This window comes from Gordonia effusa NBRC 100432, from assembly GCF_000241305.1.
GTDB classification, from domain to species: domain Bacteria; phylum Actinomycetota; class Actinomycetes; order Mycobacteriales; family Mycobacteriaceae; genus Gordonia; species Gordonia effusa.
The window spans coordinates 15,528-37,860 of record NZ_BAEH01000044.1 but is presented as its reverse complement, the minus strand read 5'-3'; the positions used below and the strand labels follow the sequence as shown (position 1 = coordinate 37,860).

At 63.9% G+C, this 22,333-nt stretch carries 24 protein-coding genes and 4 tRNA genes; 24 read left to right on the top strand and 4 right to left on the bottom strand.

All coding sequences use genetic code 11. The features are described from left to right. Positions 1-36: 36 nt before the first annotated feature. Together GOEFS_RS07730 and GOEFS_RS07725 are read left to right on the top strand one after the other, a co-directional pair. A complete protein-coding gene (locus GOEFS_RS07730; RefSeq protein WP_040524723.1) occupies positions 37-1,182 on the top strand; it encodes a glycosyltransferase family 4 protein in 1,146 nt (381 codons plus the stop codon). Between the two features lie 43 nt (positions 1,183-1,225). Next, the gene (locus tag GOEFS_RS07725) at positions 1,226-1,933 is read left to right on the top strand and encodes a demethylmenaquinone methyltransferase (protein WP_007317339.1); all 708 of its coding nucleotides are present in this window, start codon (positions 1,226-1,228) and stop codon (positions 1,931-1,933) included. A gap of 1 nt (position 1,934) precedes the next feature. Here the strand turns inward: GOEFS_RS07725 and GOEFS_RS07720 are convergent, their stop codons facing one another. Beyond that, positions 1,935-3,221, bottom strand: a complete 1,287-nt coding sequence (locus GOEFS_RS07720; RefSeq protein WP_007317338.1) for a geranylgeranyl reductase family protein — start codon at positions 3,219-3,221, stop codon at positions 1,935-1,937. A 148-nt stretch (positions 3,222-3,369) separates the two neighbouring features. On the opposite strand from GOEFS_RS07720, the gene GOEFS_RS07715 reads away from it, so the two are divergent. From GOEFS_RS07715 to GOEFS_RS07700, 4 genes are all read left to right on the top strand, one after another. Beyond that, positions 3,370-4,389 carry a polyprenyl synthetase family protein gene (locus tag GOEFS_RS07715; protein ID WP_007317337.1) on the top strand — a complete coding sequence of 340 codons (1,020 nt, stop codon included), beginning with the start codon at positions 3,370-3,372 and terminating at the stop codon, positions 4,387-4,389. A 100-nt stretch (positions 4,390-4,489) separates the two neighbouring features. Then, positions 4,490-5,341 (top strand): zinc metalloprotease HtpX, encoded by an 852-nt coding sequence (gene htpX, locus GOEFS_RS07710; protein ID WP_007317336.1) that lies wholly within the window; start codon positions 4,490-4,492, stop codon positions 5,339-5,341. 37 nt (positions 5,342-5,378) lie between these two features. Next, complete coding sequence (locus GOEFS_RS07705) at positions 5,379-7,028, top strand: HsdM family class I SAM-dependent methyltransferase (RefSeq protein ID WP_007317335.1); 1,650 nt, start codon at positions 5,379-5,381, stop codon at positions 7,026-7,028. 3 nt (positions 7,029-7,031) lie between these two features. Further along, positions 7,032-8,072: a hypothetical protein gene (locus GOEFS_RS07700; protein WP_007317334.1), complete on the top strand. Its 1,041-nt coding sequence runs from the start codon at positions 7,032-7,034 to the stop codon at positions 8,070-8,072. On the opposite strand, the gene GOEFS_RS07695 is transcribed toward GOEFS_RS07700, so the two are convergent. Next, positions 8,059-8,550, bottom strand: coding sequence for a YajQ family cyclic di-GMP-binding protein (locus GOEFS_RS07695; protein ID WP_007317333.1), 492 nt, complete (start codon positions 8,548-8,550; stop codon positions 8,059-8,061). The two genes, GOEFS_RS07700 and GOEFS_RS07695, sit on opposite strands and share 14 nt — an antisense overlap. A gap of 136 nt (positions 8,551-8,686) precedes the next feature. On the opposite strand from GOEFS_RS07695, the gene GOEFS_RS07690 reads away from it, so the two are divergent. From GOEFS_RS07690 to GOEFS_RS07640, 11 genes are all read left to right on the top strand, one after another. Next, positions 8,687-8,767 (top strand) — tRNA-Tyr (locus GOEFS_RS07690). Between the two features lie 110 nt (positions 8,768-8,877). Continuing rightward, positions 8,878-8,950, top strand: a tRNA-Thr gene (locus GOEFS_RS07685). 22 nt (positions 8,951-8,972) lie between these two features. Beyond that, positions 8,973-9,046, top strand: a tRNA-Met gene (locus GOEFS_RS07680). Positions 9,047-9,117: 71 nt separating this feature from the next. Continuing rightward, positions 9,118-9,285: a 50S ribosomal protein L33 gene (gene rpmG, locus GOEFS_RS07675; protein ID WP_007317332.1), complete on the top strand. Its 168-nt coding sequence runs from the start codon at positions 9,118-9,120 to the stop codon at positions 9,283-9,285. Between the two features lie 101 nt (positions 9,286-9,386). Continuing rightward, positions 9,387-10,460 (top strand): fused (3R)-hydroxyacyl-ACP dehydratase subunits HadA/HadB, encoded by a 1,074-nt coding sequence (locus GOEFS_RS07670; RefSeq protein WP_373278188.1) that lies wholly within the window; start codon positions 9,387-9,389, stop codon positions 10,458-10,460. A 167-nt stretch (positions 10,461-10,627) separates the two neighbouring features. Then, a tRNA-Trp gene (locus GOEFS_RS07665) sits at positions 10,628-10,700 on the top strand. A 38-nt stretch (positions 10,701-10,738) separates the two neighbouring features. Beyond that, positions 10,739-11,167 (top strand): preprotein translocase subunit SecE, encoded by a 429-nt coding sequence (secE, locus tag GOEFS_RS07660; protein WP_007317330.1) that lies wholly within the window; start codon positions 10,739-10,741, stop codon positions 11,165-11,167. A gap of 59 nt (positions 11,168-11,226) precedes the next feature. Beyond that, positions 11,227-12,024 carry a transcription termination/antitermination protein NusG gene (gene nusG / locus GOEFS_RS07655; RefSeq protein ID WP_007317329.1) on the top strand — a complete coding sequence of 266 codons (798 nt, stop codon included), beginning with the start codon at positions 11,227-11,229 and terminating at the stop codon, positions 12,022-12,024. Between the two features lie 100 nt (positions 12,025-12,124). Beyond that, positions 12,125-12,559 (top strand): 50S ribosomal protein L11, encoded by a 435-nt coding sequence (gene rplK / locus GOEFS_RS07650; RefSeq protein ID WP_007317328.1) that lies wholly within the window; start codon positions 12,125-12,127, stop codon positions 12,557-12,559. 97 nt (positions 12,560-12,656) lie between these two features. Continuing rightward, positions 12,657-13,373, top strand: a complete 717-nt coding sequence (rplA, locus tag GOEFS_RS07645; RefSeq protein ID WP_007317327.1) for a 50S ribosomal protein L1 — start codon at positions 12,657-12,659, stop codon at positions 13,371-13,373. Positions 13,374-13,447: 74 nt separating this feature from the next. After that, entirely contained in the window at positions 13,448-14,365 is a 918-nt protein-coding gene (locus GOEFS_RS07640) for an LLM class flavin-dependent oxidoreductase (protein ID WP_170323140.1), read from the top strand. Between the two features lie 3 nt (positions 14,366-14,368). Here GOEFS_RS07640 and GOEFS_RS22395 read toward each other — a convergent pair whose 3' ends face one another. Next, a complete protein-coding gene (locus GOEFS_RS22395) occupies positions 14,369-14,779 on the bottom strand; it encodes a hypothetical protein (RefSeq protein ID WP_007317325.1) in 411 nt (136 codons plus the stop codon). A gap of 166 nt (positions 14,780-14,945) precedes the next feature. Here GOEFS_RS22395 and GOEFS_RS07630 point away from each other — a divergent pair, with 166 nt between their 5' ends. From GOEFS_RS07630 to GOEFS_RS07600, 7 genes are all read left to right on the top strand, one after another. After that, a complete protein-coding gene (locus GOEFS_RS07630) occupies positions 14,946-15,773 on the top strand; it encodes an SDR family oxidoreductase (RefSeq protein ID WP_007317324.1) in 828 nt (275 codons plus the stop codon). Positions 15,774-15,781: 8 nt separating this feature from the next. Beyond that, positions 15,782-16,987: an acyl-CoA dehydrogenase family protein gene (locus GOEFS_RS07625; protein ID WP_007317323.1), complete on the top strand. Its 1,206-nt coding sequence runs from the start codon at positions 15,782-15,784 to the stop codon at positions 16,985-16,987. Beyond that, positions 16,984-18,114: a phosphotransferase family protein gene (locus tag GOEFS_RS07620; protein ID WP_007317322.1), complete on the top strand. Its 1,131-nt coding sequence runs from the start codon at positions 16,984-16,986 to the stop codon at positions 18,112-18,114. Before GOEFS_RS07625 ends, GOEFS_RS07620 begins: the two co-directional genes overlap by 4 nt. Positions 18,115-18,116: 2 nt before the next feature. Next, complete coding sequence (locus GOEFS_RS07615; protein ID WP_007317321.1) at positions 18,117-18,923, top strand: TetR/AcrR family transcriptional regulator; 807 nt, start codon at positions 18,117-18,119, stop codon at positions 18,921-18,923. A gap of 130 nt (positions 18,924-19,053) precedes the next feature. After that, the gene (locus GOEFS_RS07610; RefSeq protein WP_040524722.1) at positions 19,054-19,884 is read left to right on the top strand and encodes a DUF2786 domain-containing protein; all 831 of its coding nucleotides are present in this window, start codon (positions 19,054-19,056) and stop codon (positions 19,882-19,884) included. After that, positions 19,881-20,423 carry a TIGR04338 family metallohydrolase gene (locus tag GOEFS_RS07605; RefSeq protein WP_007317319.1) on the top strand — a complete coding sequence of 181 codons (543 nt, stop codon included), beginning with the start codon at positions 19,881-19,883 and terminating at the stop codon, positions 20,421-20,423. The genes GOEFS_RS07610 and GOEFS_RS07605 overlap by 4 nt, the downstream gene beginning before the upstream one ends. 54 nt (positions 20,424-20,477) lie before the next feature. Then, a complete protein-coding gene (locus GOEFS_RS07600) occupies positions 20,478-21,230 on the top strand; it encodes an ABC transporter permease (protein ID WP_007317318.1) in 753 nt (250 codons plus the stop codon). A 126-nt stretch (positions 21,231-21,356) separates the two neighbouring features. On the opposite strand, the gene GOEFS_RS22390 is transcribed toward GOEFS_RS07600, so the two are convergent. Then, entirely contained in the window at positions 21,357-22,328 is a 972-nt protein-coding gene (locus GOEFS_RS22390; protein WP_007317317.1) for a hypothetical protein, read from the bottom strand. Between the last annotated feature and the right edge of the window lie 5 nt (positions 22,329-22,333).

The following is a 22,333-nucleotide window of genomic DNA, read 5'->3' as shown; positions in this document are numbered from 1 at the left end:
ACCGGCGCGGCAAACCATCGCGGGGACACTCGACACATGCGAGTAGCCATCGTGTCGGAGAGCTTCCTGCCCCAGGTCAACGGTGTGGTCAACTCGGTTCTGCGGGTTACCGAACACCTCGAACGCACCGGTCACCAAGCGGTGATCATCGCCCCGGACTCGCCGCGTGGTCAGCCGAGCGCACCGCGCGTCATCGGGCGTACCCCGGTTCATTTCGTCCCGTCGGTGATGTTTCCCGGCGTCGCATCGCTGCCGTGCCCCATCCCGACGCCGTTGCTCTACCGAGCCCTGCGGGATTTCGAGCCCGACGTCGTGCATCTGGCGTCGCCCTTTGTCATCGGCATGGCCGGCGCATATGCCGCGCGCCGACTGCGGCTGCCGACCGTCGCGGTATTCCAGACCGATGTCGCCGGATTCGCGGCAAGCTACGGCGCCGGCATCGCGACCCGCGCGGCCTGGGCCTATACGCGGCGGCTGCACACACTCTGCGATCGGACGCTCGCGCCGTCGTCGGACAGCATCGCCGCCCTGACCGCACACGGCGTACCACGGGTGCACCGATGGGCGCGCGGCGTCGACGTCGAGCGGTTTAGTCCGGCGAAAGCCGACGCCGGGCTGGTCGCGTCGTGGCGCGGCCCCGGCGAGGCGAAATTGGTGGTGGGATTTGTCGGGCGGCTGGCGCCGGAAAAACATGTCGAGCGCCTGGTGTCGCTTGCGCATGATCCGCGAGTGCAGCTGGTTATCGTCGGGGACGGGCCGGAACGGTCGCGACTGTCGGCACTGCTGCCGAATGCGATATTCACCGGCGAATTGCGTGGCGAGGAGCTGGCGCGGGCCTATGCGAGCCTCGACGTGTTCGTCCACGCGGGTGAGCATGAGACGTTCTGCCAGGCGATTCAGGAGGCGATGGCATCGGCGCTGCCGGTGATCGGTCCCGACGCCGGTGGGCCGCGTGACCTGGTCGCGCATTGCCGCACCGGCTACCTGCTGCCACCGGCCGAATTCGCCGACCGGCTGCCGGCAGCCGTCGATTCACTGCGCAACGACGCCGTGCGTACCGAGTTCGGAAACGCGGCACTGGCGACGGTGCGAAGCCGCACCTGGCCGGCGATATGCGACGAACTGCTCGGCCATTATCGCGAGGTGAGCGGGCGGGGAGAGCTGACGGCGTTGGCGGGGTGATGCGGCTAGCTGGTCGCCGCGGCGTCGGGGTAGGTTAGCGGGCATGGCCTCTGGACCTTCCGCACGCCCCGACCGCGCCGGGCTCGACAAACAGCCGTCCGACGTCGCGGCGATGTTCGATGGCGTCGCCAAACGGTACGACATCACCAATACCGTGCTGTCCTTCGCGCAGGATCGCAAGTGGCGCAAGCTAACTCGGGAAGCACTCGCATTGTCGCCGGGCGACGTGGTGCTTGATCTGGCGGCCGGCACCGCGGTGTCGACGGTGGAGTTGGAGCGGTCGGGGGCGACCTGTATCGCCGCCGACTTTTCCCTGGGCATGCTCAAGGCGGGCGCGCATCGGAATGTGCCGAAGGTCGCCGCCGACGCTCTCGCTTTGCCGTTCGCCGATGAATCCTTTGACGCGGCGACCATTTCCTTCGGTCTGCGCAACGTCAACGACGTCCACCAGGCGCTGTCGGAGTTGCGCCGCGTGCTCAAGCCCGGTGGTCGTCTGGTGATCTGCGAATTCTCGACGCCGACCTGGACGCCGTTCCGCGTGATCTACATGGAATACCTGATGAAGGCGCTGCCCTCGGTCGCTCGCCGGGTGTCGAGCAATCCGGCCGCCTATGTGTACCTGGCCGAATCGATCCGGGAATGGCCGGACCAGGCAGGATTGGGCCAACTGATCACCACCGCGGGATTCCGTGGAGTGAACTGGCATAACCTGACCGGCGGGATTGCCGCTCTGCACAGCGCGCGCAAGTAGGTCAGACGAACGGCGGTCGCGGATCAATCCGCACCGAGGCGCGTCCCGCCGTCCGCCATGCGCGGGCGATCAGGTCGGAATCCTCCGGCGTGATCAGATTGCCCATCACTCGCACCACCATCGACATCAGCGCATTCGACCGGATTCCGGGCCGTCCCAGGACCGGCACGGTCTTCGGCATTGTCAGCAGCCCGGCCAATCGTCGTGCCGCCGAGAAGGCGAGGCTGTAGTGGTCGGTCAGAATCGTGGGCCACGTTGTCGAATAGTCCTGGGCGCCAAGCAGTTCGACGGCCAGTCGGGCCGTCTCCAACGCATAGTCGATACCCTCGCCGTTGAGCGGATTGACGCAGGCCGCGGCATCGCCGATGAGCATCCAGTTTCGGCCCGCGACGCCGCTGACCGCGCCGCCCATCGGCAACAGGGCCGAGGTAACCCGTTGTGGCGCACCGGATAACGACCATTCGTCGCGGACCAGATTCGCGTAGTGATCCAGGACCGGTTTGAGTGCCAACTGGGCCGGCCGCTTGGAGGTCGCCAATGCCCCGACCCCGACGTTGACCAGGCCGGTGCCGTCGTCGGAGTCCGATGTGCCCAGCGCGTCGCTGCTCGAACCGAGTGGGAACACCCAGCCGTAGCCCGGTAACAATTCGCCGTCGGGTGACCGCAGCTCCAGATGTGAGCCCATCCAATTATCTTCGGCCCGTTCGGATTTCACATAGGCACGAGCGGCGACACCGTACGCGGTATCTCGATGCCATTGTCGCCCAAGGATTTTGCCCAGCGGGGAGCGAACACCGTCGGCTACGATGAGGTCGGTCAGTCTAATAGTCCACAGCTCGGTGCCATTATCGACGACGATCCCGCTGATCCGATCACCGTCGCGCTCGACGTCGATCACCTTGGCGCCCAACAGCATCGACGCCCCGGAGTCGGCCGCATGCCGCCGGATCGCATCATCGAATTCGATACGGGAGACCGCACTGCCATGCCGGCCGAACGCCCCGGCGGGCCAGTGCACTCGCTGCTGCGCGCCCCAGCCGTTGAGTTCGAGTCCGTCGATACGGGGACGTCGGGCGAGGTAATCACCCATGCCGAGCGTGCGTAACTCGGCTACCGCGCGCGGTGTCAGGCCGTCACCGCAGGTCTTGTCGCGCGGAAAGTCGGCCATGTCGATCAGCAGGACGTCGCGGCCGGCCTTCGCCGCGTAGTGCGCCGCTGCGGCGCCACCGGGACCGGCACCGACCACCACGACGTCGGCGGCGGTTGCGTGTGGGGCGGGCGAAGTCACCTGACCAGTATGTCGGTAGTAGGTGCGCGTCGAGGAGCCGGGACGGCTACGACTAGGCTCTGGGGCGGAACAGGCATCGCGCCCTCCTATTGCACGTCCCGGGGGTAAAGTGTCACAGCTATTTCATTAGACGTGAGGCGGCAGACAAGTGAAGTCCACATTCGCCGGACTGAATCTGGTTTCCGACGAGTTCTCAACTTCGTTGAGCGACTCGCTGGCCCAGGTCGAGGACCTTTTGCTGCGTGAACTGTCCTCCGGCGACGAAGTGCTCACCGAGGCCGCCACCCACCTGGCGAAAGCCGGCGGCAAACGATTCCGGCCGATGTTCGCGATTCTGGCGTCGAAATTCGGACCGAACCCGGACGCGCCGGAGGTCATCACCTCGGCGACCGTCGTCGAAATGATCCACCTCGCCACGCTGTATCACGACGACGTGATGGACGAGGCGCCGATGCGCCGAGGTGCGCAGAGTGCCAACTCGCGGTGGACCAACAGCATCGCGATCCTGTCCGGTGACTTCCTGTTCGCTCGGGCATCGCGGCTGGTCTCGACGTTGGGCCCCGAATCGGTGCTGATCATCGCCGACACCTTCGCCGAGCTGGTTACCGGGCAGATGCGTGAGACCGTCGGTGCGCGTCCCGGCGTCGATCCGGTTGATCACTATCTGAAGGTCGTGTGGGAGAAGACCGGTTCGCTGATCGCCGCGGCGGGCAAATTCGGTGCGCGCGCCTCCGGTGCTACGCCCGACGACGTGGCGCGACTGTCGAAACTCGGTGACATCATCGGCACCGCGTTCCAGGTCTCCGACGACATCATCGACATCTCGTCGGCCACCGACGATTCCGGTAAGACACCGGGCACCGACCTTCGCGAAGGCGTGCATACGCTGCCGGTTCTCTATGCGCTCGCCGGTGACGACGCGACGTCGGCGCGGCTGACCGAACTGCTCATCGACCCGGCGACCGGTGCGGCCCGGCCACTGTCGGACGACGGTGAGGTCGCGCAAGCGCTTGAGCTGCTCAATAACTCGACTGGAATGGTCCAAGCACGCGACCGTCTACACGCCTTCGCCGACGAGGCAAACGATGTTCTGGCGCAGCTCGCGCCGGGACCGGCGCATGACGCCTTCGCTTCGTTGGTGTCGTACACCACCGAACGACACGGCTGACTCAACTGTGCCCCTCGCCACGGCGGGGAACTCCGGCGCCGACCGCCTTCGTTTGACAGACTGAGGTGTTCGATCACGAACCCGGTCTAGGAGTGTCACGATGCATTACAACGGGCTCAAGACTGCCTTCTTGTTGGGGTTGATGTCGGCGGTCATCGTTGCGATTGGCGCGATGTTCCGTAGTGGACCGATTCTGCTGGTGGCGGTGGTGCTGGCGGTCGGCATGAATGCCTACGTCTACTTCAACAGCGCCAAGATGTCCCTGCGCGCGATGCACGCCCAGCCGGTCACCGAAGTGCAGGCGCCGGTGCTGTACCGCATCGTCCGAGAACTAGCGACGACCGCGCGTCAACCGATGCCCGCGCTGTACATCAGCCCGACCGAATCGCCCAATGCCTTTGCCACCGGCCGTAATCCGCAGAACGCCGCGGTGTGTTGTACCGCAGGAATCTTGCGGCTGCTCGATGAGCGAGAGCTGCGTGCGGTACTCGGGCATGAACTCTCGCATGTGTACAACCGCGACATTTTGATCTCGTCGGTGGCCGGTGCGCTGGCGTCGATCATCACCGGGATCGCGAATTTCGCGATGATCTTTGGCGGCGGGCGCAACGGACAGGGACCGGGTATCTTAGGGGTCCTCGCGATCAGCCTTCTCGGGCCGATCGCCGCGACGTTGATCAAGATGGCCGTCTCCCGGTCCCGGGAATACCAGGCCGACCAATCCGGTGCCGAGTTGACCGGCGACCCGCTGGGCCTGGCCTCGGCGCTGGCGAAAATCTCCGGCGGCGTCGACGCGGCGCCGCTTCCTCCGCAGCCGGCCATCGAGTCACAGGCGCACCTAATGATCGAGAATCCATTCCGTGGCGGTGGCGTGGCGAAAATGTTCTCCTCCCATCCGCCGACGGCCGACCGTATCGCGCGGCTCCACGAGATGGCGCGGGGCGGGCACTAGTCGAAGGTTGTCGGGGGCGTCGGGCACAATGATCCCCATGCTTCCGGGAGACACCAGTGCGCACCGCAAGGCGCGGGGCGCGTTCTATACGCCGCCCGGCGTTGCCCGGTTCATCGTGGAGTGGGCGGTGCGCACACCCGCGGATTCGGTACTCGAGCCCTCCTGTGGTGAGGCTGTTTTCCTCCACGAGTGCGCGGCGGTCGCCGGATTCGCCGGATCGCTGAAAGGCGTTGAGCTACATCGTGATTCGGCCCGTCATGCCGAGGGGGAGCTGCGGGCGGCTGGTGTGGAGGCGACGGTCGACGTCGGAGATTTCTTTCTGCGGGAGCCGGTGGCCGAGTTCGATGCCGTCGTCGGCAACCCACCCTATGTGCGCTATCAATCCTTTTCCGGTGAATCGCGCCGCCGCTCGCGGGCGGCGGCTTTGCGGGCCGGCGTCAACCTGACCGGGCTGGCGTCGTCGTGGGCCGCGTTCGTGATCCACTCGGCGCTGCATCTGCGCGACGGTGGGCGTCTGGGCCTGGTGCTGCCCGCCGAGTTGCTGACGGTCAATTACGCATCGTCGGTGCGGCGGTTCCTGATGGATCACTTCTCATCGGTCGGTCTGGTGTTGTTCTCCGAGCGAGTTTTCGCCGGGGTGCAAGAAGAAGTGGTGTTGTTGCTCGCCGACGGTTTCCGCCGCGACGGAACGCGGGGTACCGACCATTGCGAAGTGTACCAAGTCGCCGACGCCGAGGACCTGGCGACGCTGTCGATCGCCCAGCATCCCGAACCGCAGCGCTGGCGGCCGGCGTCGAAAAGTGCGAAGTGGTCGGGGTCGATGCTGTCGACGTCGGGGGCGCAGGTCTTTGAATCACTCACTGCCACAACCAGTTTCGTATCACTGTCGCACTGGGGACGTACCAAGCTGGGAATGGTCACCGGCAATAACACCTACTTCGCGCTGTCGCCGGCGCGGGTCGCGGAGCTTGGCCTGACGTCGTCAGATCTGATTCCCATCTCGCCGCCGGGGTCACGCCATCTGCGCGAGCTGACCCTCACCGGTAGTGCACTAGATGCCCTCGGCGTCGACGACCGCGCCACCTGGCTGTTCCGTCCCGACGGTGCGCCGTCGCGCGCGGCACGCCGCTATATCGCCGCGGGCGAAGCCACCGGCGTCAACACCGCCTACAAATGTCGGGTCCGTGCACCGTGGTGGCGAGTGCCCTATCTGCCGCCGCCCGACCTGTTCCTGACGTATATGAACGCCGACACTCCGCGGCTGTGCACCAACCGTCATCGCGCGCATCACCTCAACTCGGTACACGGCGTCTACGCGGCCGACGGGTTGCGTCGGGACGCCATGGATCTGCTGCCGCTGGCGTCGCTCAACTCGGTGACCCTGCTCGGCGCCGAGACGATCGGCCGGGCGTATGGGGGAGGACTGCTCAAGGTCGAGCCGTCGGAGGCCGCGCAACTACCGATGCCGTCACCGGACCTGCTCGCAGCGCACCGCCCGGAGCTGAGCCACATCCGGCCCGCGGTCGTCCGAGCACTCCGCGCCCGCCGACTCGCCGATGCTGTCGCGCTCGTCGACGCCGTGCTGCTCACCGATGCCCTGAGCCTCGACGACGCCGCCGTCGACACGCTGCGGGCCGATCACCGACATCTGTCCGGTCGTCGCGCTGCGCGGGCCAAGGGACTGTAGCGCGTGGCAGGTAAGAGTAGCGCCAAGGCGCAGGCGTGGCCGCTGTTCGATGCGCTCGTCGAACGTGCCGCGCTGCGCGAGGTCAATCCGTGGGTCACCGACGGTGCCGCGACGTCGTACGCTCCCGACTTCGACACGCTCACCAAATTGCTCGCGGTGCCGCTGACACTCGACGCCGCCAGTCAATCCGGTGTCCCCGCACTCGCCATCGATGTGTGGGTGGCGTACGAGCTGCGTCGCGCTGGACTCGATCCCGACGCCGTCTGGCCGCGCGCCGAATCGCCCCGGGTGGTCGATCGAGACGTTCTCAAATTCATTCGGTCGCTACCAGCCAAGGAGCAACAGCCGCTGCTCGACCGGCTGCCCAAAGGGGGCGGCGTCGCATCGGCGTCAGCGAATATCTTGGGCAAGAACTACCTCAAACAGGTCGACGTGTTGATGACGTCATGGCAGACCGGACCGGAACTGCTGATCTCGACCAAGCGGATGGATTCGTCCTTCGGGAAGAACGCCGCCAATCGCGTCGAAGAGTCCTACGGCGACGCGAAGAATCTCGCATTACGGCATCCGCTCGCGGCTCTCGGATTCATGTTCGGCATCCGCTCTACGGCGTACACCTCCGAACGGGCGCAATTCGACTGGCTCGCCGACCTGCTCATCAAACTCGGCAGGGAAGAAGACGCGTACGACGCCTGCTCGCTGCTGGTGCCTGAATACGACGCAGCCGCGCCCGTCGACGATCCGGGTCCCGACGAGATGATCCTCGACCCCGACGACGTCGAGATTGAGGGCGGCGACGTCGAGGTGAACGACGAAGCAGCGCTGTTCGACCTCGCCGAATTCGGGGCCGTATCCGAGCCGGCCGCTCGCGAGTTGCCGGCTCTTCCGCGCGTCACCCTTCGCCACGACCTGGTGCCGGACGAACTGGCGCCGGCACGCTTTTTCGAAGTGATGCTGCGCGTGGTGCTCGACAATTCGACCGTCGCTCATCACAAATGCGCGCGTGAATTGCGGGCGAATCCGCGCGTGGTCAGCGGTAGTTGACGAACTGCAGGGCGACCTCGAGGTCGGCGCCTTTGAGCAGCGAGATCACCGCTTGCAGATCGTCGCGCTTCTTGCTCGATACGCGCAGTTCCTCGCCCTGAATCTGAGCCTTGACGCCCTTGGGGCCTTCGTCGCGGATCAGTTTCGAGATCTTCTTGGCGTTCGCCGAGTCGATCCCCTCTTTGAGGGTGCCGGAGATCTTGTACGTCTTTCCCGACGCCGCCACCTCGCCGGCCTCGAACGCCTTCAGCGAGATGTCCCGACGGATCAGCTTCTCCTTGAACACCTCCAAGCCGGCTTGGGCGCGCTCTTCCGCGTCGGAGGTGATAATGATCGCTTCTTCGCCCGACCACGCAATGGTGGTGTTGGTGCCCCGGAAGTCATAACGCTGCGAAAGTTCTTTGGCAGCTTGGTTCAATGCGTTGTCGACCTCTTGCCGGTCGAGCTTGCTCACGACGTCGAATGATGAATCAGCCATGGACACAGGGTATCGGGTGCTTGACCCGCGCCTCTGAGCAGCCGGTTTGCGCAAGCCCCCCGCTGCCGTTGTATTCTTTGCGGCGTTGTCATTCGCAGCGGACATCGTCGTCAGGCGTCCAGGTGAGTAACACAACGGCAGGTTGCCCGAGCGGCCAAAGGGAGCGGACTGTAAATCCGTCGCGCAAGCTACATAGGTTCGAATCCTATACCTGCCACACCGAGGTGAAATGGCGCTGACGTCGGGATTTGTCTCGCGACAGACGCACTGTGTAACCTCGATAAGGCTCTTGTGCCGCCTTCGTGAAAACGGAGGCGGCATAAGCACGCCCCCTTAGCTCAGTCGGTAGAGCGTTTCCATGGTAAGGAAAAGGTCGACGGTTCGATTCCGTCAGGGGGCTCGCTGGACGCCAGTGTCCGCATGGCGGTGTAGCTCAGCTGGTTAGAGCGCACGACTCATAATCGTGAGGTCGGGGGATCGAGTCCCCCCACCGCTACAATCCTGGGATACCGACCGACAGGCACGGACCCAGCCCACCGAACGTACCACCCGAAAGAAGGCAGCGAAGTGGCCTCCTCAACTGATGTCCGCCCCAAGATCACCTTGGCGTGCGAGGTGTGTAAGCACCGTAACTACATCACCAAGAAGAACCGCCGCAACGATCCCGATCGTCTCGAGATCAGCAAGTTCTGCCCGAACTGCGGCAAGCACCAAGCGCACAAGGAATCGCGCTAAACCCCGATCGTTCCAGCTAGCCCCGACAACAGCGCCACCTCCCTGACTGACGGCCAGCCCTCGCCGAAACGGTGGCCGGAAGGTAGGTGTTCGAGCCAGTGTTGAGCGCGACCCAGACCGATAACGAGCCGACTGCCGAGAAGCTCACGCCAGAGCAGATCGCGGAGAACACCGCGGCGATGGTCGGCTATCACTACACTGTCGACGACTACTACGAGATCGGCCGCGAGGAAGTTCGCAAGCACGCTCTCGCGGTGCAGGATTCGCATCCGGTGCATTGGAGTGAAAGCGCCGCCGCTGCCAATGGCCATTCGGCTCTCGTCGCCGCCCCGACGTTCGTCAGCGTCCTGGGGATCATCGCGCAGCGCAAACTGTTCGAGGAAGTCGTCACCGGATACAACCTCTGGCAGATCATGCAAACCGACCAGCGGTTGCTCTATCACCAGCCGATGCGAGTGGGTGATCAGCTCATCTGCGACGTGTCGCTGGACTCGTTCCGGCACGTGACCAGCCCCGAGACGATTGATCTCATGGTCACCAAGAATGTCATCTGGAACCAGCGCGACGAACCGGTGATGACCACCTGGACATCGCTGGTCGCCCGCGCCGGACTCGAAGTGGACCCCGCATTGGAAGAGTCCCTCGATCACGTGATGATGAAGGTGCCCAATATCGGCAAGCCGGATAAGACCGTGCAGCGTGAAGGCGGGCGCTACGACCTGCCCGATCCGACCGAATCTCCAGACGCATACGGCGCGATCAACTTCGACACGCTCGAGGTGGGCCAGGAGTTGCCGCCCAAACAATTCCTGCTGACGCGCGGGAACCTCGCCAACTACGCGGGCGTCGCCGCCGATCCCAACCCGATTCACTTCTCCGACGAAGTGGTCAAGGTCGCTGGGCTCGACGGCGTGGTTGCCCACGGGATGCAGACGATGGGGCTCGGCGCGAGTTTCGTCTCCGAATTCATCGGCGATCCGGGGGCCTTCTGCGAGTACAACGTGCGCTTCACCAGCCCGGTTTACGTGCCGGCCGACGACAGTACCGCCGTCGACTTCACCGGCAAGATCAAGTCGCTGGATCCCGAAACTCGTCGCGGCACTATCGCGATCACCGCGAAGTCGGGTGGCAAGCGCATCTTCGGCCGGGCCAATGTCGTAGTGCAGTTCAACTAGCGACTGTTCGATGGGCGCGTTAAGCGATTGGCATTTGTCGCCGTGCGTGCTCTACACTGAAGTGTCTGTGGTTTAGATCAGACTTGCGCGCTACCCGAAGGGTAGCGCGTTGGTTTTGTAAGGGTGTATTCCACAGTGGGGTCGTCGTCCGAAACGCGGCGACTCATAGGGGCGTAGCTCAACTGGCAGAGCAGCGGTCTCCAAAACCGCAGGTTGCAGGTTCAAGTCCTGTCGCCCCTGCCCCTGGAGAGGGCAAACGTCGATGAGAGGACTCGAAGGTGATTAAGCGCGATCGAGCCGCCCGGGCCAAGAAGGCCGGTGAGGCTGACGCCGCAGACGCGGCGGACTCGATATCACTGGAGAAGGCTGACGAACTCGAGTCGGTAACTGAACTCGACGACGCTGGCGATGATGCGCCGGTACGTCCGTCGGGCAAGCGTCGTCGCGGATCGTCGTCGGCTACCGCGGTTGTCGATCGGCCCGCGAAGTCGAAGGCAGTAGCCACCGACCGCAATCGCAATCCGTTTGCCGCGCTCTGGCTGTTTCTGCAGCAGGTCGTCGCCGAACTGAAGAAGGTCATTTGGCCTACTCGGCGGGACACGATCGTCTACACCATCGTGGTGCTGGTCTTCGTGGTTATCGCCACCGCGCTCATCGCCGGCCTGGATATCGGATTCGCCCGTTTGGTATTGCTGGTCTTCGGCTAGCCCCGCGGCGAGCGCAGCAACGCGAATGAACACTAGTTGGAACTAAGGAGTGTGGGGCAGTGAGCACCGCAGAGAACGAGATCGATTCGGCGCAGGACACCTCGGTGACTGAACCGGCCGCAGCGACGGAGGATATCGACGCCACCGCCGCTGAGTCTGCCGACGATGCTGCGGTCGCCGAGGTCGAAGAGACCGCTGAACCCGAGACCGCTGAGGTTGAGGCCGAAGAGGAAGTCGACCCGGCCGAGCAGCTGCGCAAGGAACTGCGTCGCGCACCCGGCGACTGGTATGTCATCCATTCCTACGCCGGCTACGAGAACAAGGTGAAAGCCAACCTCGAAACCCGCGTGCAGAACCTCGACGTCGGCGACTACATCTTCCAGGTTGAGGTTCCGACCGAAGAAGTCACCGAGATCAAGAACGGTCAGCCCAAGAAGGTCAACCGCAAGGTGCTGCCCGGCTACATCCTGGTGCGGATGGATCTCAACGACGAATCGTGGGGAACTGTCCGCAACACCCCCGGCGTTACCGGTTTCGTCGGCCTGACGTCGCGCCCGTCGCCGTTGTCGATGGATGAGGTGCTCAAGTTCCTCCTGCCCCGCGTCGAGGCGAAGAAGCCAGCGACCAAGGGCGGTTCCGACCAGAGCGTCGAGGCTGCCGCAGCCGCGGCGACCGCCATCGTCGAGGTCGACTTCGAGGTCGGCGAGTCGGTCACCGTCATGGACGGCCCGTTCGCCACCCTGCCCGCGTCGATCAGCGAGGTCAACGCCGAGCAGCGCAAGGTCAAGGTTCTGGTGTCGATCTTCGGTCGCGAGACCCCGGTCGAGTTGAACTTCAACCAGGTGGAGAAGATCTGACTCACCCCTCGGGTGAATGAATTTAAGACTTTCGTGTCTCCAGCGGGCACGAAACTGGCTGGAAACAGCCGCACACAAGAAACATTAAAGGAACTAGAAGATGCCTCCCAAGAAGAAAAAGGTCGCCGGGATCATCAAGCTCCAGATCCAGGCAGGCCAGGCCAACCCGGCTCCGCCTGTGGGTCCGGCGCTTGGTCAGCACGGCGTGAACATCATGGAATTCTGCAAGGCGTACAACGCCGCGACAGAATCGCAGCGCGGCAACGTCGTGCCGGTTGAGATCTTCGTCTACGAAGATCGCTCCTTCGACTTCAAGTTGAAGACCCCGCCGGCCGCCAAACTCCTCCTCAAGGCCGCCGGCCTGCAGAAGGGTTCGGGCGTTCCGCACACTCAGAAGGTCGGCAAGGTCACCATGGATCAGGTCCGTGAGATCGCCAAGACCAAGGCTGAGGACCTCAACGCCAACGACATCGACCAGGCCGCGAAGATCATCGCCGGTACCGCACGGTCGATGGGTATCACCGTCGAAGGCTAGACCTCGACGGTCGGCGTATCGAGATCCCGTGGGAGGGCCGGCTCGGCCCACAAACCACTAACCCGAACTCTTAGATTCACGGAGAAAGAACAGAGCAATGGCACAACGTAGTAAGAAGTACCGCGAAGCCGCGGAAAAGATCGACAAGTCCAAGCTGTACAGCCCGCTGGAGGCTGCCAAGCTGGCCAAGGACACCTCGTCGCGTAACGCTGACTCCACCGTGGAGGTCGCGATTCGACTCGGCGTCGATCCTCGCAAGGCCGACCAGATGGTGCGTGGCACCGTCAACCTGCCGCACGGCACCGGTAAGACCGCTCGCGTCATCGTATTCGCGGTCGGCGACAAGGCCGCTGAGGCCACCGCCGCCGGAGCCGACGAGGTTGGCGCCGAGGATCTGATCGAGAAGATCCAGGGTGGCTGGCTCGACTTCGACGCCGCGATCGCGACGCCGGATCAAATGGCCAAGGTCGGCCGGATCGCCCGCGTCCTCGGACCGCGTGGCCTGATGCCCAACCCGAAGACCGGTACCGTGACCCCCGACGTCACCAAGGCTGTCAACGACATCAAGGGCGGAAAGATCAACTTCCGCGTCGACAAGGCTGCCAACCTGCATTTCGTCATCGGTAAAGCATCGTTCGACGCCGCCAAGCTGGCCGAGAACTACGGTGCGGCATACGACGAGATCATGCGTGCGAAGCCGTCGGCTGCCAAGGGCCGCTACATCAAGAAGGTCACCGTCTCGACCACAACCGGACCCGGCATCCCGGTTGATCCCGCGGTGACTCGTGACTTCGCCGAGGAGGCGCAGGCATAAGCCTGATCATCCTTGCCATTCGGGCCCGACGTCGTAACGACGTCGGGCCCGAATGTTTTGGGTAGATTATGACCATGTCGCACAACGCAATTCGGATCAGTGTTTCCGTCCGCACCGGATTCGGCGCGGGGGACGCTCGCGCCGGAATCGCCGCGCTGGTCAATCGAGTGCGCGCCTCTCGCGATGCCGGCCTGGCCGGCTTCTATCTGGGCGACCATCATTCCCAGGCTCCGGATCGGTATTACCAGAACGTGCCAACGCTGGCCCGGCTCGCGGCCGAATGGCCGGAGGCGGATTTAGGTTCGTTATTCCTTGTGCCACTGTGGAATCCAGTGCTTCTCGCCGAGCAAGTCGGAGTCCTCGCGGCGATGACCACCGGTCGATTCTCGATTCAGCTCGCGGCGGGCGCCGGTGAGGCGCAGTTCGCCGCGATGGGTAAGTCGTTGCGGACGCGACGTCGGGATGTCGAGACATCCACCGATATCATCCGGCGATTGCTCGCCGGTGAGACTGTCTCGGTGCCCGGCGTGACAGAAGGCGCGGCGATTTCGCCGATTCCGGCTGAGCCCGTAGAGATTTGGATGGCAGGCCATGCCCAGCCGGTCCTCGATCGGGCCGCGGCATTCGAGGGCTGGCTCGCGGGACCGGGTGCCTCCGACGCCGAACTTGCGCGGATGATCAGTTCCTATCGCGACTCGTGTGAGCGCCAAGGACGAACTCCAGGCCGCATCGCACTACGTCGCGATGTTCATGTCGGCGTCGACGATGCCGACGCCGAGCGAGTCGCCGATCCAATTCTGACCCAGGGCTACCGCGGATTCGACCCCGCGGTAACCGTGGTCGGCGGTCCTCAACGCGTGGCCGAACGCCTCCGTGCGTACCAGGAACTGGGTTTCACCGACATCCTGATCCGACATCTGGCCGGCGATGAAGCGCAGGTGCTGGCATCGACGGCACGGTTCGCAAACGTGCGAGAGTTGTTGGGGCAGTAGAGATTACCGACCCCGCGTGGTCGCGGCCTTCTGCTTCTCGTCGAACCACACGTGATTACGCTTGCCGGTGATCACCAACGAGGTCTGATCCACTACGTGGTAGGTCAGGTCCCACTCGTCTGCGTAGGTGATGTAAACGGTCTTACCGCCGGCTTTGGTCACCTTGGCGATCGGCACGGTATTTCCGGCGCGCTTCTTGTTGTCGAAGCCGCGGTACTGCAGCCGCCCATCGCTCTCGAATTTACAGATCGACGCCGACTTGCTCTTGGTTTCGACCGAGGCGATTTCGGTCTGGTACAGACTGCAACCAGTGCCGGTAGCAGCCGCGGGAGCAGCGGAAATGGTCGCGGCACCGATCGTGGCGATGCCGGCGGCAAGGGCGGTCGATGTCGCGCGGCGCAGGGAAGACTTCACGTTGTGCACTCCTTTTGAGTAGTTCGCGCTCTAGTGTCTCATTTCGAAGTTAGGGGACACTAACCAGCCGCGAAATCTGGGTGAAGTTTTCCAAACACTCGAACTTGAAACCGGATTCAAGTACAGTCCGTGCTGTGAAGATGACTCAATCGGCAAGGGGCGCGTAGTGGATGTAGCGGGGAAGGTGGCCATCGTCACCGGCGGGGCAGGTGGCATCGGCGCGGCGATCGCGCGACGGCTCGTCTCCGATGGTGCCAAGGCGCTTATCGTCGACCTCGACGCCGCGCGGGTACGCGCGACTGCCGACGAAATCAATGCGGCCCAACCGGATTCGGCGACGTCGGCGGCCGGTGATGCGTCCGACTCGGCGACCATCGCCGACTGGATCGCATTGGCGGAGAGCGCTTTTGGTCCGGTCGACATGTACTTTGCCAACGCCGGTATCGGCGGAGCGCCCGGCCTTGATCTTTCCGATGACCAGTGGGCTCAGGTGATCGACGTCAATCTGCTGGCTCATGTCCGCGCCGCCCGCGCGCTCGTACCGTCGTGGGAAGAGCGCGGCGAAGGCTACTTTGTGTCGACAGCGTCCGCAGCCGGTCTGCTCACCCAGATTGGCTCGGCTGGATACTCGGTAACCAAGCACGCCGCCGTCGGATTCGCGGAATGGCTTTCGATCACATATGGCGACAAGGGAATTCGTGTCAGTTGCCTGTGTCCGATGGGTGTCGACACAAAGCTGCTGCATCCCGACGAAGGTGCCGAGGATGGCATCGGCAAACTTATGCAGAGTGCGGTCGAAACCGCTGGGCGGGTGCTGAGCCCGGCCCAGGTCGCCGACGACGTCGCGGCCGCCATCGCCGACGAACGCTTCCTGATCCTGCCGCATCCCGAGGTGCTGGATATGTACCGGCACAAGGGATCCGACTACGACCGATGGCTCTCGGGTATGCGTCGCTACCAACAGACGCTGCTCGGCAGTTCCGAACCTATATAGGAGAATCTGTGACAATTCCCGAGTTTTCTGATCGCAGCAAGGCGTTTCGTGCGGACCTGCTCGACTTCATGGACACGCATGTCTACCCGGCCGAGGCCGTCTACCACCAGCAGATGCATGAGGCCGGCAATCCGCATTTCCACCCGCCGATACTCGAAGACCTTAAGGCCGAGGCTAAACGGCGTGGACTGTGGAATCTCTTCACCCCGCATCCCGACTTCGGCCCTGGACTGTCGAATCTCGACTACGCACCGCTCGCTGAGATCATGGGGCGGAGTGAACTTGGCCCAGAAGCGTGTAATTGCAACGCTCCAGACACCGGCAACATGGAAGTTCTGATGCTCTTCGGTTCCGACGAGCACAAGGAAAAGTACCTTAAACCACTGCTCGACGGTGAGATCGCATCGGCGTTCGCGATGACCGAGCCGGCCGTTGCCAGCTCGGACGCCTCGAATATCGAACTGCGGATGGAGCGGGACGGTGACAGCTATATTCTCAACGGCCGCAAGTGGTTTGCCTCCAACGCGATGCACCAGCACTGCAAGGTGCTCATTGTTATGGGCAAGACCGATCCGGAGGCGTCATCGCATCGCCAGCAGTCGATGATGGTCGTGCCGATCGACGCGCCGGGCGTCACGGTGGTACGAAACCTTCCCGTTTTTGGTTATCAGGACCGCGAAGGCCACGCCGAGATCACCTTCGACGACGTCCGAGTGCCGGCCGCCGATGTACTCAAAGGCGAGGGGGAAGGCTTCGCCATCGCCCAGGCGCGCCTGGGACCGGGACGTATCCATCACTGTATGCGAACCATCGGAATGGCCGAGCGCGCACTGGAACTCATGTGTAAGCGCGCGACCGAGCGGGTCACCTTCGGAAAGCCGCTGGCCACTCGGGGAAACATCCAGGACTGGATCGCCGAGGCTCGTATCGAGATTGAGATGGTACGACTACTCACCCTCAAGGCGGCGCACATGATGGATACCGTCGGTAACCGTGAGGCGGCGACAGAGATCGCCGCGATCAAGGTTGCGGCGCCGGAGATGGCGCTGAAAATACTCGACCGCGCCATTCAGGTACACGGTGGTGGCGGTGTCACCGACGACTTCCCGCTGGCGTCGGCTTACGCTCACATTCGAACGTTGCGGTTGGCCGACGGACCTGACGAGGTCCACAAACGATCGATTGCCCGACGGGAACTGAGGGCGTACGCGTGACGGCAGACGGTTTGTCCATTCCCGACGTCGACTCGCCGGCGTTCCTGAATTGGCTTGGCGGGCAAGGCGTTCACCTCGCCGAACCGGTTACGGCGAAGCGGGTGGGGATGGGGCAGTCGAATCTGACCTACCGGGTAACCGGGGCGAGCGGAGCGACAGGAAATGTTACCGGGGCGAGCGGAGCGACGGGAAATGTAGCCGGGGCGAGCGGAGCGACGGGAAGTGTTACCGGGGCGAGCGGAGCGACGACTCTCGTTCTACGACGTCCGCCGCAGGGGCATTTGTTGGCGTCGGCGCACGACGTCTCCCGCGAAGCGCGAATCATGTCGGCGCTCGGACCATCGGCGGTTCCGGTGCCCAGGATCGTTGGCGTATGCGATGATGCGGCCGTTGCGCCGGTGCCGCTGGTTGTGATGGAGAACGTCGATGGTCTGGTGCTCGACAGTATCGAGGTTGCTGAGGGATTGAGTGAGCAGACGCGACATCGCGTGGGCGTCAACATGATTGAGGCATTGGCCGCGATCCACGACGTCGATCTAGATGAAGTTGGGCTGTCGGATCTGGCCAGCCACAAGCCGTACGCGCAGCGTCAGCTCAAACGGTGGACGGCCCAACTGGCGGCGTCGAAGACGAGAGATATCCCCGCGCTCGACGATCTGACGGCCAAACTGACCGCGAATATCCCTGAGCACCAGTCGATTTCACTGGTCCACGGCGACTTTCACATTCGCAATGTGATTGTCGGTGGCGAGGAGGGTGAGATCCGCGCGGTGCTCGACTGGGAGTTGTCGACGTTAGGTGATCCGTTGGCGGACATGGGCAGCATGCTCGCCTACTGGACCGAAGCGGGCGAGGAATTGCTTGGGCCATCGGCGGATACGTTGCCCGGCTTCCCGAATCGGGCGGAGCTGTCGAAGTTGTACCTTGACGCCACCGGCCGATCGCCCGAGTCGCTGTTGTATTGGCATTGCCTGGGCCTGTGGAAGTTGGCGATCATCGCCGAAGGTGTGCTGCGCCGCGTCACCGACGTCGCGGAGAACGCGGCGCAGGCAGGTGTCCCGACGGCTGATCTCGTCGATCGCGTTGTCGAGCGGGCCAGGGCGGTTGCCGCGCAGGCCGGTTGGTAGCGGTGAGCGGAGCGACGGGAGATGTCACCGGAGCGAGCGGAGCGACGGGGAATGTGACAGGGGCGAGCGGAGCGACGGGAGATGTCACCGGGGCGAGCGGAGCGACGGGGAATGTGACAGGGGCGAGCGGAGCGACGGGAGATGTCACCGGGGCGAGCGCCAAATCCCTGACGCCGCGCGGGGAACGAACCCGCGCGGCGTTGGTCGCCGCGGCACGGGTCGTCTTCGAGCGGGATGGATTCGGTGAGTCTCGGCTGATCGACATCACCGGGGAGGCCAACTGCGCCGCCGGGTCGTTCTACACGTATTTCGCCAGCAAGGAGGAAGTACTGCGGGCGGTGCTGGCTGATGCGCAAAAGGATATGTTGCACCCGGGGGAACCGCATGTCGAGGTTGACGAGGATGACCCGACCGAGGTCATCGCAGCCGCGAACCGTGCCTATTTCGAAGCGTATGCCCGCAACGCGCGGCTCATGGTGGTCTTCGACCAAGTGGCGGCGACCGATCCGCAGTTCCGACGGTTACGCCGCGAGCGTACCGAGTTATTCGTGCGGCGTAACGCCAAACGCATTGCGGAGTTGCAGGCGCGCGGCCTCGTCGACCCCGAACTGCAGCCAGAAATGGCGGCCAGTGCCCTGTCGGCGATGGTGTCGCGAATGGCCTACCACTATTTCACGCTGGATGACGCTGACCTGTGGGACGACGTCGAGCAGCGACCGGGACTCGACGGCCTGGTTTTCACCGCGACGAGGTTGTGGGTCAACGCGATCGGGCTGCGGGACTGGCGTCGGGCCGGTGAAAATCGGTAAATAAGTGCGTCACCAAGGGCATATTGCCCTTGGTGACCACCTATTCGGACGATTTTCACGCCGGGGTTGGGCAGGCGGGGAAAGTTTGGCGGAAGTGGAACCGTTCGGCGAGTTTCGTAGTCTAAGACATATGCGCGACGACAAACTTCTTTCCCGGATCTCGGCCCTGCTCCGTCAGGCGGAGGGCACCGACAACGAGCACGAGGCGCAGACCTTCATGCAGGCGGCCCAGCGGTTGGCCACCGCGGCGTCGATCGATCTGACCCTGGCCCGCGCCCATGACCCGGCCGCGCACAAGGTGTCCGCGCCGGTGTCGAGGCAGATCACCATCGGTGAGCCGCGCAAACGCGGACTCAAAACCTACGTGCAGCTGTTTGCCGCCATCGCATCCGCCAACGACGTGAGCGTCGACGTCGCGCACAACTCCACCTTCGTGCTGGCCTATGGTTTTGAATCCGACATCGACACGTGCGAGGCGCTTTACACGTCGTTGGTGATTCAGATGGTCGCGGCGTCAGACGCCTATCTGAAGTCGGGCGCGTACAAGTCGGAGACGGCCGAGCGAGTGGTTACCAAAGACTACGGCTGGCGGTCGCGCAAAGTCGTCGAAAAGACGCAACTGTCTCCGATTACGGCCCGGCTCAACTTCCAGTCCGCCTTCGCGGTGCGAATCGGGACTCGGTTGTCGGAAGCCCGGGACGCGGCGCGCGATGAGGCGCTGGCCAGTCAGCCCGACGGCCAGCGAACGTCGGCGTCGACCGCATTGGCCTTGCGCAACAAGGAGATCGAGGTTCAGGACTTCTACTCCGAGCAGTCGACCGCGCGAGGCAACTGGCGCCCGTCGAGCGCATCGGCCGGCTACTCCGAGGCGGCCCGCCAGGCAGGTGACCGTGCCGGTCGGCGCGCGAAGATCGGTGCTGACCGCGAATTCGGTAGCAGCGCAGGTGCATTGGAAGCGTGAGCGAAACCGACACCGGCCGCGGTGCGTTCTATGCGGCGGAGGCATTGGTGCACAACCTGTTCGAGCGTAACGGGGCGAGCGGAGCGACGGGAAGTGTTACCGGGGCGAGCGGAGCGACGACGGTGGCCGGTACTACCCTGACGTTGCCTCCCGAGGCCAAGTTCGCGTCGGTCGAGTCGATCGCGCGCTACGTCGACGAAGTGATCGCGATGCGGTCGGTCCAGGATACTTTCCCGCGTGCGGCCCAACCACTGACCGTGCGAGCCCGAAAAGGGTTCCGGGCGGCTGAGTATCGTCGTTCGGCCGATGCCGCCGAGCCGGGGGAGATCGCCATCCCACATCGCGGTGCCGGATCGTGGGCGCTGCGCGAATTGGTCGTCCTGCACGAGATCGCGCATCATCTCGACGACACCGGTGGCGCGCCGCACGACGCCGGCTTTGCCGAGACGTTGATAACCCTGGTCGGATTGGTTCTCGGACCGGAGGCGTCATTCGTCTATCGGGTGATTTTGACCGACTCCGGTGCGGTGCGTCGGTGACACGTATGACGCTGCGCCGCCGCTAAGCTGGCGACGGATGAAAGGTGACGCCCGATGACGCCGCTAGCCACAGTCAACTCTGAGTACATCAAATTGACCACCACTCGGTCGCCGTATTGGTGCGCGGCGGTCGTCGTAGCGCTGTCGCTCGGAATTTCGGTATTGATCGGTGCGGTGCTCTCCAGCACGCCAGACACCGGTCTGGGCATCGCCGATTATCTGTTGGGACTCAACCAGTTCGGCGTGATCGTGCTGATGATTATGGCGGTTCTCGCGGTCACCAGTGAGTACCGTTTCGGTACTATCCGCACGACCTTTACCGCGACTCCGCGCCGCAGGCGGGTCTTGATCGCGAAAGCGGTCGTCTTTGGCGGATTGGCCGTCGTGCTGAGTGCGGTTCTGGCCGTGATCAGTCTCGGTGTGGTGAAGGCCCTGGCGGGTTCGTCGAGCAATTTCTCCTTCGGCGATGCCGACGCGCTGCGCCAGATCTGGGGCACTCCGATATGGGCGCTACTGTGCGTCATTGTCGGATTGGGGGTCGGTGCGTTAATACGCCACACTGCCGGCGCGGTGGTGATCATCCTGGTCTGGATGCTGGTCGCGGAGTCGATTCTCGCGGTGTTGCCGAAGGTCGGGCCCGAAATCGGACCGTTCCTGCCGTTCCGTAACGGCTCACGTTTCTTGACGTCGACGGCGTCATCGCCCGATTACCACTGGAATGCCTATGTGTCCCTTGCCTATTTCGCGGTCTTCGCGGCGGTGGTCTTCGTCGCGGCGATCGCGGTAGTGGAGCGCCGGGACGCCTGACCCGTATCGCAAACCCCACTCCGGCGGACATTCCCGACCCGAAATCTGGGTCGGGAATGTCCGCGCGAGTCGGGTTTGCGAGGGGGCGGGGCGAGCGGGCGGGGCCGGGCGAGTGGCCGGGGCGGGCTACTCGTAGGTGTTGAACTGGCCCGGCCGGCTCAACGACGCCGTCTTGATCTCCTTACCCTTTGCGGCACTGATGATTTGACCCTGCCAGGCAACCAGGCAGGCTGCCTGCGGCGACTGGTAGATCCGGGTGAGTATCGGTGCCAGGACCTTCGCGAGATTGCCTTCGGCGGCCAGGAATTGCGACCGGTACGGGCCGTAGAAGGGGAGAATCGCTTCTAGCACAACAGCTTCGGCGCCCTGGACCTGCTTGATGATCGGGTTGATCCAGGAGATGTTGGCGTCGATGATCGGCTCGATTTCGGCCAGCAGCGGTCCGGCGAGTTGCATCAGTGGCTGATAGACCGAGCCGAGCGCGAAGGCTTCGGAGGAGAACGGTCCCGCCGCCGGAGCCAGCAGAATCATCGACGCAAGGCCGCCGCTCTTCTCCGGTTTCGGCCAGCCCAGTGGGCATTTGGCCTGTCCGAGCACCGGCGCGACCGACAGTCCGGTGGTACCGCCGTCGATGGTCACCGAGGTACCGGGTGTGGCCGTCCCCGACGGTGCGGTTCCAGTCGGCGAGTTTCCGATGGGCACGGTACCCGTCGGACCGGCGCCAGTTGGTGAGTTCCCGATCGGCACCGACGCGGCCGGGGCAGGACCGGTCGCCGTCGGAACAGCTGACGGAGTAAGGGGTTTGGTGGCCACCGGCCCGGCGCCCGGTGCCTGCGGTCGGTTCACCGCCGCCGGCGAGGTGGTTACCACGTAACGCGTCGGTGTGCTGGTCGCGTACCAGGTGGACACGAACAGTGCGATCAGGATGACCAGTGCGCCGCCGGCCCGCACTGCCGGGACGGGAGAGCGACGGATCGGCGCCGGGGCCTCGTCGACGTACGGGTCCGCATCGAAAGTCGCTGCGCCGCTGGATACTTCACCGAGATCCAACTGATCGGTTTCGGTGTCATCCGAGGCACTCGGGGTGATGTTGGTCATGAGAA